Below are 12839 nucleotides of genomic sequence, written 5' to 3' on the forward strand. Positions count from 1 at the left end.
AGCGAAAGTGATGAAAAAAGTCGTCACGGTTTGCCCGTATTGCGCCTCAGGTTGCAAGATTCACCTGGTGGTCGATAACGGCAAAATCGTTCGGGCGGAGGCAGCGCAGGGCAAGACCAATCAGGGCACTCTCTGCCTGAAAGGTTATTACGGCTGGGATTTTATTAACGATACCCAGATCCTGACGCCTCGCCTGAAAACCCCGATGATCCGTCGCCAGCGCGGCGGCAAACTGGAGTCGGTATCCTGGGATGAAGCGCTCGATTATGTCGCCGGTCGTCTGAGCGCCATCAAAGAGAAGTACGGTCCGGACGCGATCCAGACCACCGGCTCTTCCCGCGGTACGGGTAATGAAACCAACTACATAATGCAAAAATTTGCGCGCGCCGTTATTGGTACCAATAACGTCGACTGCTGCGCTCGCGTCTGACACGGCCCATCGGTTGCAGGTCTGCACCAGTCGGTCGGTAATGGCGCGATGAGTAATGCCATTAATGAAATTGATAACACGGACTTAGTGTTTATCTTTGGTTACAACCCGGCGGATTCTCACCCGATCGTCGCTAATCATGTGATTCGCGCGAAACAAAACGGGGCGAAAATCATTGTCTGCGATCCGCGCAAAATCGAAACCGCGCGCATTGCTGATATGCACGTTGCATTGAAAAACGGGTCGAACATCGCCCTGCTCAACGCGATGGGGCATGTCATTATTGAGGAAAATCTGTACGACCAGGCGTTTGTCGCCAATCGTACCGAAGGGTTTGAAGAGTACCGGAAAATCGTTGAAGGCTATACGCCGGAATCGGTTGAAGAGATCACCGGCGTCACGGCGCAGGAGATCCGCCAGGCTGCCCGCATGTATGCCGGTGCGAAAACCGCCGCCATTCTGTGGGGCATGGGCGTGACCCAGTTCTACCAGGGTGTGGAGACCGTGCGTTCGCTGACCAGCCTCGCGATGCTGACGGGCAACCTCGGCAAAGCACACGTTGGCGTGAACCCGGTGCGTGGTCAGAACAACGTGCAGGGTGCCTGCGATATGGGCGCGTTACCGGATACCTACCCTGGCTACCAGTACGTGAAAGAGGAAGCGCACCGCGAGAAATTCGCCAAAGCCTGGGGCGTTGACAGCCTGCCTGCGCATACCGGTTATCGCATTAGCGAACTGCCGCACCGCGTTGAGCACGGCGAAGTCCGCGCCGCTTATATCATGGGCGAAGATCCGCTTCAGACAGATGCCGAACTTTCAGCGGTACGTAAGGCGTTTGAAGGGCTTGAACTGGTGATCGTGCAGGACATTTTCATGACCAAAACCGCAGCCGCGGCGGACGTCATCCTGCCGTCGACCTCCTGGGGTGAGCACGAAGGTGTTTATACCGCAGCGGATCGCGGCTTCCAGCGCTTCTTTAAAGCGGTGGAACCGAAGTGGGATCTGAAAACGGACTGGCAAATCATCAGCGAAATTGCCACCCGGATGGGTTATCCGATGCATTACAACAACACGCAGGAAATCTGGGATGAGTTGCGTCATCTGTGCCCGGACTTCTACGGCGCCACCTACGAAAAAATGGGTGAGCTGGGCTACATTCAGTGGCCGTGTCGTGACACGTCGGATGCCGATCAAGGCACGTCGTATCTGTTTAAAGAAAAATTCGATACGCCGAATGGGCTGGCGAAGTTCTTCACCTGCGACTGGGTCGCGCCAATGGATAAACTCAACGAGGAGTATCCAATGGTGCTTTCCACCGTGCGTGAAGTGGGTCACTACTCCTGCCGTTCAATGACCGGTAACTGCGCCGCGCTCGCCGCGCTGGCGGATGAACCGGGTTATGCGCAAATCAACACGGCCGACGCCGCAAGGCTGAGCATTGAAGATGAAACGCTGGTGTGGGTGAACTCGCGCAAAGGCAAAATCATCACGCGTGCACAGGTCAGCGAGCGTCCGAATAAAGGCGCGGTGTATATGACCTACCAGTGGTGGATTGGCGCCTGTAACGAACTGGTGACGGAAAACCTCAGCCCAATAACCAAAACGCCGGAGTACAAATACTGCGCCGTGCGCGTGGAGCCGATCGCCGATCAGCGTGCCGCCGAGCAGTATGTGATAGATGAGTACAACAAACTGAAGACTCGCCTGCGCGAAAGCGCAATGGGTTAAGCGGTTAATGCGGGGTGTTCACCACCCCGCATTTTTTTCAGATCGCTTTGGTAAAACAGCCAAACCAGAACCCATTTTCTCGTTCGAACTTTTCATCGCCAAAAGCGCGAGTATGTTCGGAAACCACATCCAGACAGCAAACAGACAATCCCGCCAGATAGCGTTTCAGCTCATCCGCCGAATAGGCTTTTTCAATCATGTTGTCGAACTTACGTTTAAACAGGCCCGGTTCATCCAGCGTTGCATCGACGACTTTGTCGTTAAACACCGCCTGGTTACTGACGGCAAGGAAGAAATAAGCGCCGCCTGGTTTCAGGAGCCTGACCACATTGTTGAAATAAGCGACGCGTACCGCTTCATCGGGAATAAAAGTAATAGCGGACATAATATCGAAAATGCAATCGAAGTGATCATTCGGAAAGGGTAAATCACCTGCCGCGTTGGCCTTAATAATCTGCACAATGCCTTTCTGTTGATAATCGCTGAGCAGCTCCGTTGCTTTATGAATCGCGATATCGGTCTGATCAATACCGACGTAATTATCAGAGAAACCATGGGTAATAAGGTAATGAAGATTGCGACCAAACCCACAGCCAATTTCCAGCGTGTTGACGGTGGTAGAGTGAGTTTGAATATATTCCAGACTTTCGTAGATTCGTTTTATGGCATAACTGGGTGTGGTGCGCACACTTTCATCCGCCGATTTTTTATGTAACTCTTCCCATTTACTTTTATTTTGCTGACTACGCTTATTTGATGCAAAGATATCCATGGAATTCACCGTATTTCATGATCGTGGCAATTTGTTTAAACCCAACTTCCGCAAGAATCTTTCTGTTTTCTCGTTCGGTGCAGGGCCGCATCATTCCTTCGAGGCTAAATTTTTTAGCGAGAATTTCATCAACCGAAAACCCTCGCGACAGTTTGAATTTAAGATAACAAGACTCGATCATTTCATTTATTTTTGAGTCGTCAATAACCTCTTTTTCAAAAAGAATTAATGCACCACCCGGAATTAACGCATCATATAATTTTTCATAAGCCACTATGCGCTTAGTCAGTGGAATAAATTGCAAGCAGTAATAAGAGGCGATAAAGTCGCACGCTTCCATGTCGATATTTTCAATAGTGTTATTCAGATATTCAATGGGTAAGCTGCCGGTTCTTTTTTTCGCCTGCGCGATCATATTCTGAACCGGTTCAACACCAATAAACCGTGTCGCTGCTTTTTGACTATGACGGGTATAAATTTTATGAATCAGTGCGCCGGTGGAGCAGCCTATTTCATAAAATACTGAACCATCTTTAATAAAGAAATCACTTAAAAAACCAATAAGCTCATGGCCCTCCTGATAAACCGGCACCGACATTTGCACATGTTCATCAAAATGGCTGGCGACATCATTATCAAAAGACCATTGTTGCCCGGTTGATATTGAAATACTGTTACCCACTTCCATGTTAATACTCCCGATTAAGAAGAAAGAGTGAAAGGACAATCAGGCATCCGCCGATAATAAGCTGGATGGAAAGACCATCATGCAACGTGAAAATTGAAAAGATCGTTGAAAAGAGAGGAACCAGAAACAGAAAGCCGCTGGCAAGCGTTGCGCCGCCCTGCCGTAGCGCTGAAAACCACAGGCCGAACGAGCCGACGCTGGCTGGTAAAATAAGCCAAATAAACCACACCCAGCCCCAGGTTTGTAAATCGCCGATGTCATATTTTTCATGTCTTATCCAGGCAATGATCAACATAAACAACGCACCGAGAAAAAGCTGCCAGCCGGTAAATACCCAGCTATCTTTATCAAACACAAATCGCTTACTCACGACCGTGCATACCGCCCAGCATATCGAGCCTAAAAACGCATAAAATAAACCGGTTCCACCTTTAACGCTCTCAAGCCCCAGGCAAACAATCACCCCTGCGACACCAATGACCAGTGAGATTATTTTTCGCTTATTTAATTTATCGTGCAGCAGATAATGCGCTAATACCGCGAGCCACAGTGGGTTGGTAAATAAAATAATAGAAGACATGGATGAGGTAACGCTCTCCAGCGCCAGGTTGAGAAAACCCATTGTCCCTGTCGTCTGCAACGCGCCAACGACCGCGGTTAAAAGTAGCCCCTTCGCAACCGACCCTTCGCTGGACGGAATGATAGCCTGAACGCCACGGGTAAAAACCGGGATTAACAGCATAAAAAGCCCGGCCGCCATAAACCGCCAGCCACCCATTAAAAACGGTGGCATATTTTCATAAGAAATTAAGTATTTCCCGGTTGGAAAAGAAGACCCCATACAAAGGGTCGCAATAACGACTTTTATTAGAAAGTTCATATTTCTTGTGGTCACACGGCTTTCCTTTTATCAATACAGCCAATGGCAAACAATAAAACGAATGAAAGAGCAATAACGAGCATCGAGAGAAGGAGATAATCCAGTTGTCTGAAAAAAGCCACGGCGGTAAACAAATATTGAATAATGACCAGCGCCAGCAGTAGTTTTCGGATAAATGCATCCCCATGCCGAATAGAAAAGAGAATACCTAAAGGTGCAAAAATAATGACCACCGGAATCGTTGCACTAAGGTATTTTAATGTCTGCATACTCACGTCACCGGCACTGATATTTAATGCTGTCGCAAAGATGGATATCAACGCCATCACAATGACCGCAGAAGGTGTTGCCACGGATTCAGTGCGGGAAAACAGTAAAATCAACACGCAAAAAAAGACCACATCGATACCATTACCAATCCACGACGTCACAATTCCACCCGCGAAGCAAATAGCGATAAATAGCAATAATCGCCAGCCGCTCGCGTGAGCAGTTTCAATAGTCTGCGAAATAGTTTGTTTTCTTCTGACAAGAAAAATCGCTGCGCCAAAAGCAAGCCAGAAAGAGGAGAAAAAGACTTTTAAACCTGCGGATGAAAAGGGATTGGGAATATAAAATAGCGCCAGCAGATAACCTATAAAGCTGGTAATGACACACCAGGTTATCAGAAATTTATCCACCGGTATCTTGCGGGTAAATATCGCTAAAGAAGACGCCGACATGCCAAACGATTGCATTGCCAGGCAAAAAACCGCAGCCTCTTTCGCAGGGATCTGCTTGATAAAGGTCAGTACCGGAAACGCAACTACACCACCGCCCACGGGTGTGGCACTGCCGACAAACGCGCCGACCATCATGGCGAGACTTAAAATATAATTCTCGGCAATACTAACAAAGCCAGTAATATAAGCCGTCAATAGAAGCCATAAAATTAAAGCAAAAAATCTGAAAAAGAGGAGGGGGTCCTTATATAAAGGTCGTTGTAAGAACATTATGACTGCCTTGTCTGTTCTGAATTGCGGTATTCTTTACGAACAAACACATAAATGTTTAATTCTTTAATGAACTATGAACGTAATGACAGAACAACTTCCTAATTTTAGTCGGTTGGCTTGTTTGTTAGCAGATGCGAGCCGGGCAAGAATGCTCTGCGCGTTAATGGATAATAGCCGGCTCACCGCATCACAATTAGCCATTACCGCCGGGCTTTCTCCTCAATCGACGAGTAATCATCTGGCGAAACTCATCCATTGCCGCGTCGTTGCCTTCGATAAAATTGGCCGTAACCGTTATTACCGGCTTCATAACTCGCTGATTGCCCAGGCGATAGAATCAATGATGGTCGCCACCTATGCCGATAGCAATTTTCAGGAACGGCTAAAACCCAGCGGGTTCAAGAAAATGTGTTATGCCAGAACCTGCTACGACCACATTGCCGGGCATGTCGGCGTGGCAATCTACGAACATCTTTGCCAGCAAAAAGTGCTCGAGGCCGCAGAAGGAAACCTTGCCATCGGCACCACTGGTGATACGTGGTTCGGCACTCACTTAGGTATTGATGTTAACGCGCTTCGCCATTCACGTCGGGCGCTGGTTATCCCCTGCATGGACTGGAGCGAACAGAGTTACCATCTTTCGGGAGAGCTCGGCGCGCATCTCTTTAGCGCACTGCTCAAAAAGCGTTTTATCATCAAAACCAATGAAGCACGTATTTTGACCCTCACCCCTGCCGGGAAAGCGTTTTTGCAACGCAGCCTGGGGATCCATAACATTGATGATGAGTGACGTGCCGTTTATCAGCCATCGCCTCTTGTACCAGCCTATCGTGAAACGTTTTCCCCCCGTGGCACAGGGGACTGCGTAGAGGAGACAAAAAACACTCTGCTCCGCCACCGCTTCGATGGCAAAAACCGGCAGCACGCGATCTGAATTCACGGTTTCCGGCCAGTATTTTTCCGGTATTTATCGGCAAACGCAGAGTTCTTCGTCGATAACACATTTTCAGGCCCATTTCTTTTGGCAAAAAATAAATGCACACCACAGGAAAATTAAAATAAATATTCAACCGTCAGTAAAAGTCACAACCATCATTCATCATAAATAGCCGCATTATAAGCAGCTTATTTCGTTATTGATCAACGCAGTGCTAATGTTACCCTCTTGATATATCTAACAAAGTTAGCCAGAATTCACATTCCACCACTAATACCATTCGTTCTATAAATAATTAAAGGCAATAACATGGAAGTCACAAATAATAAGTGAGGAAATAATGCATCGTATTACCCGGTTATTCAGCATCATTTTATTTCTGTTTTTATTTACGCTAAGTTCTCACGCTTACAGCGAAACGCTCAATATAAGCTCGAAATTCTCGTCATCATCTGGAAACGATTTTATTAACACCACGCCGCAAGGCGATTTTTGTCTCGAATTTTCACAGCAATGCAGCGGCAATAAGACGTACAGTATCTCGCTCGCCCTCACGGCATCATTAATGCAGGACTGGATCCTGGCGTATGGCGCGCCTCAGGATGCTATGTACTACAAAATGCCGGGAGCCTTGCGGAGTGTGAAAGTGACGAATGCCGAACACAAAAGTGTATTTGTCCATTTTAGGTTTGCAGGGCTCGCCGCCACCTATTCAACACACACTGACTGGACCGTTGCGCAGCACACTAATACCTGGGCTGGTGGTGCATTTGTTAATGCGCCGAGCCCGTGTATCTCTTCCGGCGTCGGGTTGCCTTTAGAAAGAAAGTATACATTTATGTGGAAATGGCCCGAAAACAATGTGGCTTGCTATAAAACCCCGGTCGCGGATCTGCATTATGAACCTTATGTGATACATGACATGAGCATTGTTTATGAATTGCGAACACCTGACCCATTTCAACTGGCGTCCGGTGAATATAAAGGAAAATTGCATTTCACCATCGGCCCCGGCGGGGATATGGATTTTGGCGATCGTTTTGTCCCCAGCGATTCCAGCCTGGATATTAACTTCCTCTTGTCCGTGAACCATGAGTTTAAAATAACCACCTCCGCAGAAGACCGGATGGTGGCGCTACAGCCCTGCAAACCTGGACAGGTCTGTTCCGCAAAAGAGGGCGAGGCGAACTGGGAACGCTGGATGGTCAGCCGCGTCACACCGCAGCTCACGGGGCGAAGCAACTTTGGCATCACCAGCTCCGGGGATTTCACCGTTTATCTTGCCTGCATGAATAGCCAAATTGGTCAGGACTGTGCGCTGGAAAGTGATAACACCGCGCAGCAGGTGCCATTCTCTGCCTTTATCAACCTGCCCGCGAATATTGTGGATAGCACCACGGGAGCGGCGGTCGTTCAGCAGCGCTTACATATTGGCAAAGACCCCGCGAAGAATCTCTTTACCACCAAAACCTATGCGCAGAATCAAAAAGGCAGTATCGACTTCCTGGTCGCGCAGCATGATGTCGATACCATGCTCAGCACCCGACCGGATACCTATCGTGGCGGCGCAACGGTGATTTTTGACCAGAACATCAATTAGCGGCGAGTTTGCTATAAAAATCCCTCCGTAAAGGAGGGATTGAAAAGCCACTGTTCGCCCGTTTACGCTGATTATCGCTACATCCTTTCCTCATAGACCAGCACTGTTTAGCACTCAATTTATCCCGCTAATTCCAGCGTCTTTTCTGGCGGAAAGTACGTTTCCGATATCGCTAAATGGGAAAAAAGACGAAAACATGCAAGACAACTTACTCACGGTTAAACGTCATAAAAATTTATTTCCCCATCACCATTCATCATAAAAAGCGCCAATATTGCCGGGTAATCGCCCTATTATTATTCACCACCTAAATGTTACCCTCAACGCTATATGTGTACGATTTAGCGGAATTATTTCTCACCGCTATTTTACTGGCGGGATACTATCATTGGTCACAGCACAAGGTGGCAATAAAAAATTAAGTGAGACAGCAATGAGCCGCGTCACCAAATTATTCAGCATTATGTCCTCTATTTTTCTGTTAATTATGAGTTTTCACACCTACGGCGAAAGACTCAGTATTAGCCAGGAATATAACTCCGCATCCGGAAGCACCTTTGTTAACACCACGCCGCAGAGCGGGTTTTGTATAGAACATGCTCCGCTGTGTACCGACGGTAAAACGTTCAGCCTCTCACTCCATTTAACAGCAACGTTGATGAAGACATGGATCCTGGCGAACGCAGCCCCACGAGATGGCGTGTACATAAAATTGCCGGGGGTCGGGGGTGATGTGAGGGTCATCAATGCCGAGGGGAAAATCACCACGGTTCATTTCAGGATTGTGGGCTTAGCCGCGAATTATAATACCCATTATGACTGGGATCTTACTGATCACATTAACTCATGGGTCGGTGGATCGTTTGCGACTGCGCCCAGCCCATGTACCTCTTCCGGGATAGGTGTAGCTCTCACCCGAGACTACCAATTTATGTGGAGATGGCCTAAAAGCGCTGTGGCTTGTTATAAAACTGCCGCAATGGATCTCGAAAATGAACCCTATTTATTAAATGAGCTGAGCATTATCTACGAATTAACAAACGCCAGCCCGCAACTATTAGTGTCGGGTGATTATACCGGGACATTACATTATTCCGTCGGTCCCGGCGGAGATATTGATTTTGGCGACGCGTTTGTCGCCAGTGATACCTCCGGCATTGATATTGACTTTCGCCTGACCGTGAAGAATGAGTTTAAAATCACCACCACCGCAGACGACCGACAAGTTGCTTTGCAACCGTGCAAGCCCGGCAAAATCTGTACACCAGATGAAGGCGAAGCAAACTGGGAGCGCTGGATGGTCAGCCGCGTCACACCGCAGCTCACAGGGCGCAGTAATTTCGGCATCACCAGCACCGGCAACTTCACCGTTTACCTTGCCTGTGCTGACGGTCAGGTGGGTCAGGATTGTGCCTTAAAAAGCGATAACACCGGGCAACTGGTGCCGTTCCGGGCATCACTCAACCTGCCGACAAATATCGTGGACAGCACGACGGGCGCGACAGTTGTTCAACGGCACCTGAACGCCGGGAAAGATCCGTCGCAGAACATCTTTACCACCAAATCCGCGGGACAGGATCAAAAAGGCAGTATCGATTTCCTGGTTCCTCAACGCGATGTTGAAGCCATGCTCAGCACCCGGCCGGATACCTATCGCGGCGGCGCAACGGTGATTTTCGACCAGAGCATTAATTAGTTTTTGATGTCATGTTGCAGGCAAGGCAGGCAACACCGCCTTGCCGAAAAATGCTTAATAAAAAAAGACTTAAGTCGTTAACTGCGAATATTGTCCTGAGTGCCAGGCTCAGAATTCGCTCATTTCACTCAGTTTCGCTGTTCTGGCGAATCAGGCCAAATGACGACACCATGCCTGTGCAGATCCTCGCCCTCCCCGTACGTTAAAGCACATCCAGTATCGGTTTTAGTAATCCACAAGGTTATGTTTAATAAAAGAGTTATGGTAAATAGGCGCATTACTGAACGTTAATCACATTATTATTTCATGTAGCGTTAAGATTATACTCAAAAATAAAATCTATTTATTAGCCCTCATCACCTGTATTTTTATTATTTATTTTTACCGTGCACGCCACGATAAAAATTAACGCGAGACAGTAATGCCCCATTCCATCAAATTATTCAGCATAACTTCATTGTTATTTTTACTTATTGTATGTTTTCACTCTTATAGTGAAACAATCAATATCAATGCCAGATATTCCCCCTCGATGGGTAACAATGCGTTTACCATCACCACGCCACAAAGTGAGATTTGTACCGTACACCCGCAGATATGCAGAGACAGCCAAACCTTCAGCGCTACGGTGGAAGGGTATGTCACATTAATGCATGCGACGATTAACGCGGGTGCGGATCCACGCATGGGCATGTACTTCAAAATGCCGGGGGCCTGGCGCAATGTGACGGTGACAAATAAAAGCGGGCAAAGTGCAACGGTACAATTCCGGGTGGCAAGTTTCGGCGCCGTTTACGAAACTCATACCGACTGGACAGCCGAGAAGCACAACGACGCATGGGTTGGCGGATCGTTTGCTCAAGCACCAAGCCCATGTACGGTGACCGGGCAAGGCGTTGCCGGTACGCGTCAATTTATATTCAGGTGGAACTGGCCGGTCAGCGATGCGGCTTGTTATAAGATCGCGGCAATCGATCTTGGCAATGAGCCTTATGTATTACTCGATATGATCATCACGTATGAAATAAAAACCCCAGACCCGATGCAAATGCCAGCCGGTGACTACGCGGGTGTGTTGCGTTTTCACCTTGGCCCCGGCGGCGATATGGATTTTGGTGATGCTTTTGAACCCAGCAATACTGCTATTGATATCGATATCCACTTAACCGTGGAGCATGAACTTAGCATCACCACAACGTCACAGGACAAACAGGTCGCGCTGCAACCGTGCAAACCCGGCCAGATCTGTACGCCGGATCAAGGCGAAGCGAACTGGGAGCGCTGGATGGTCAGCCGCGTCACGCCGCAGCTCACAGGACAGAGCAATTTCGGTATTACCAGCACCGGCAGCTTCACCGTTTATCTTGCCTGCGCTGACGGCCAGGTAGGCCAGGATTGTGCCTTAAAAAGCGATAACACCGGGCAACTGGTGCCGTTCAGATCGTCACTCAATCTGCCGACGAATATTGTGGACAGCACAACAGGCGCGACGGTGGTTCAAAGGCCGCTTGGCGTTGGAAAAGATCCGGCGCAGAACATCTTCACCACCAAAACCTACGGCCAGGATCAAAAAGGCAGTATCGATTTCCTGGTTCCGCAACGCGATGTTGAAGCCATGCTCAGCACAAGGCCGGATACTTATAGAGGCGGCGTGACGGTGATGTTCGATCAGAGCGTTAATTAGCGAGCGGTGTCGTTTGACAGGCAAGGCGGGCAAGCCCGCCTGATGTAAAAATCCCTCCGTGAAGGAGGGATTGAGAAGGTTACTGATCGGCGGTTTTATCAAATTTGCCCAACATCTCGCGCTCGTAAGCGCGCGCTTTTTTGCGGTCAAATTTGTGTTCCCACTTGGCAATCACCAGCACCGCCAGCGCATTACCCACCACATTCAGCGCAGTACGCGCCATATCGAGGATACGGTCAACACCGGCGATAAATGCCAGCCCTTCCAGCGGAATACCGACGCTACCCAGCGTTGCCAGCAGCACCACGAAGGAGACGCCCGGCACACCCGCGATACCTTTCGAGGTGACCATCAGCGTCAGCACGAGGATGATTTCCTGCCACAGCGACAGGTCAATGCCATACAGCTGCGCAATAAAGATGGCCGCAATACTCTGGTACAGCGTCGAACCATCGAGGTTAAAGGAGTAACCGGTCGGCACCACGAAACTGGTGATCGACGCCGGTGCGCCATAGGCTTCCATCTTCTCGATAATGCGCGGCAGCACACTTTCCGAACTGGCGGTGGAGTACGCCAGAATCAGCTCATCTTTCAGGATGCGGATCAAAATCCAGATGCTCAGGCCGCACACGCGCGCCACAATCCCCAGCACCACCAGCGCAAAGAACAGAATGGCGAAATAGACCAGGATAACCAGCTTTGCCAGCGGCCACAGCGAAGCGAAACCAAAGTTCGCCACCGTCACTGAGATCAGCGCAAACACGCCGACCGGCGCATAGCGCATCACCATATGAGTGACTTTAAACATGGTTTCGGAAATAGAACGGAACACGGTGACCAGCGGCTCGCGGTGCGAGGCAGGCAGGGAAGAGAGCCCAAGACCAAACAGCACCGAGAAGAAGATGATCGGCAGCATATCGCCCTTCGCCATCGACGCGATGATATTGGTCGGCACCAACGATAAAATCGTCCCCATCAGGCCGTGGGCGTGGCTTTGCACATCCGCGGTGGTGCTTTGGTATTTCGAAATATCCACCGTCGCCAGCTGCGACATATCAATTCCCGCGCCCGGCTGGAACACATTCGCCAGCGTGATGCCGAGAATAATCGCCACCGTAGTGATCACTTCGAAATAGATGATGGTCTTCGCGCCGATTCGGCCAAGCTGTTTCGCGTCGCCAACGCCTGCAATGCCGACAATCAGCGTCGAGATAACAATCGGCACGACAATCATTTTGATCAAATGGATAAAGATATCGCCTGCCGGAGACAGGAGATTCGCAATCAACCATTCGCGGCTGTCGCTGTGGTAGTGCAGATAACTACCCAAAAGAATACCCAGCACAAGGGCTAGCAGAATCTGCCAGGCCAGGCTGATTTTCATGTTTTTCATAACTACAGACATCCTCAATGAAGCGCCATTCCAGGT

The 12839-nt window shown here is 49.1% G+C and carries 10 protein-coding genes; 5 read left to right on the forward strand and 5 right to left on the reverse strand.

The window, feature by feature from the left end; translation table 11 throughout:
- Nucleotides 1-10 precede the first annotated feature (10 nt).
- The gene (fdhF, locus tag ACFX4U_RS17040; protein WP_313507898.1) at nucleotides 11-2158 is read left to right on the forward strand and encodes a formate dehydrogenase subunit alpha; all 2148 of its coding nucleotides are present in this window, start codon (nucleotides 11-13) and stop codon (nucleotides 2156-2158) included.
- Nucleotides 2159-2195: 37 nt separating this feature from the next.
- Here the strand turns inward: fdhF and ACFX4U_RS17045 are convergent, their stop codons facing one another.
- From ACFX4U_RS17045 to ACFX4U_RS17060, 4 genes are read right to left on the reverse strand one after another with little or no spacing between them, the layout of a single operon-like run.
- On the reverse strand, nucleotides 2196-2930 hold the full coding sequence (locus ACFX4U_RS17045) for a class I SAM-dependent methyltransferase (protein ID WP_313507899.1): 735 nt from the start codon (nucleotides 2928-2930) through the stop codon (nucleotides 2196-2198).
- Nucleotides 2908-3618: a methyltransferase domain-containing protein gene (locus ACFX4U_RS17050; RefSeq protein ID WP_313507900.1), complete on the reverse strand. Its 711-nt coding sequence runs from the start codon at nucleotides 3616-3618 to the stop codon at nucleotides 2908-2910. Before ACFX4U_RS17050 ends, ACFX4U_RS17045 begins: the two co-directional genes overlap by 23 nt.
- A gap of 1 nt (nucleotide 3619) precedes the next feature.
- Entirely contained in the window at nucleotides 3620-4513 is an 894-nt protein-coding gene (locus tag ACFX4U_RS17055; protein WP_313507901.1) for a DMT family transporter, read from the reverse strand.
- Nucleotides 4510-5490, reverse strand: a complete 981-nt coding sequence (locus tag ACFX4U_RS17060) for a sulfite exporter TauE/SafE family protein (RefSeq protein WP_313507903.1) — start codon at nucleotides 5488-5490, stop codon at nucleotides 4510-4512. The genes ACFX4U_RS17055 and ACFX4U_RS17060 overlap by 4 nt, the downstream gene beginning before the upstream one ends.
- Before the next feature lie 151 nt (nucleotides 5491-5641).
- Here ACFX4U_RS17060 and ACFX4U_RS17065 point away from each other — a divergent pair, with 151 nt between their 5' ends.
- The 4 genes from ACFX4U_RS17065 (at nucleotide 5642) to ACFX4U_RS17080 (ending at nucleotide 11410) form a co-directional block, all read left to right on the forward strand.
- Nucleotides 5642-6283: a helix-turn-helix domain-containing protein gene (locus tag ACFX4U_RS17065; RefSeq protein WP_313507948.1), complete on the forward strand. Its 642-nt coding sequence runs from the start codon at nucleotides 5642-5644 to the stop codon at nucleotides 6281-6283.
- Between the two features lie 985 nt (nucleotides 6284-7268).
- A complete protein-coding gene (locus tag ACFX4U_RS17070) occupies nucleotides 7269-8030 on the forward strand; it encodes a hypothetical protein (protein ID WP_313507904.1) in 762 nt (253 codons plus the stop codon).
- A 274-nt stretch (nucleotides 8031-8304) separates the two neighbouring features.
- The gene (locus tag ACFX4U_RS17075; RefSeq protein WP_349350640.1) at nucleotides 8305-9726 is read left to right on the forward strand and encodes a hypothetical protein; all 1422 of its coding nucleotides are present in this window, start codon (nucleotides 8305-8307) and stop codon (nucleotides 9724-9726) included.
- 532 nt (nucleotides 9727-10258) lie between these two features.
- Nucleotides 10259-11410 carry a hypothetical protein gene (locus ACFX4U_RS17080; RefSeq protein WP_313507907.1) on the forward strand — a complete coding sequence of 384 codons (1152 nt, stop codon included), beginning with the start codon at nucleotides 10259-10261 and terminating at the stop codon, nucleotides 11408-11410.
- 79 nt (nucleotides 11411-11489) lie between these two features.
- On the opposite strand, the gene gltP is transcribed toward ACFX4U_RS17080, so the two are convergent.
- Nucleotides 11490-12803 carry a glutamate/aspartate:proton symporter GltP gene (gene gltP / locus ACFX4U_RS17085; protein WP_017459491.1) on the reverse strand — a complete coding sequence of 438 codons (1314 nt, stop codon included), beginning with the start codon at nucleotides 12801-12803 and terminating at the stop codon, nucleotides 11490-11492.
- Between the last annotated feature and the right edge of the window lie 36 nt (nucleotides 12804-12839).

This window comes from Kosakonia sp. YIM B13588 (genome assembly GCF_042788165.1).
GTDB lineage: Bacteria > Pseudomonadota > Gammaproteobacteria > Enterobacterales > Enterobacteriaceae > Kosakonia > Kosakonia sacchari.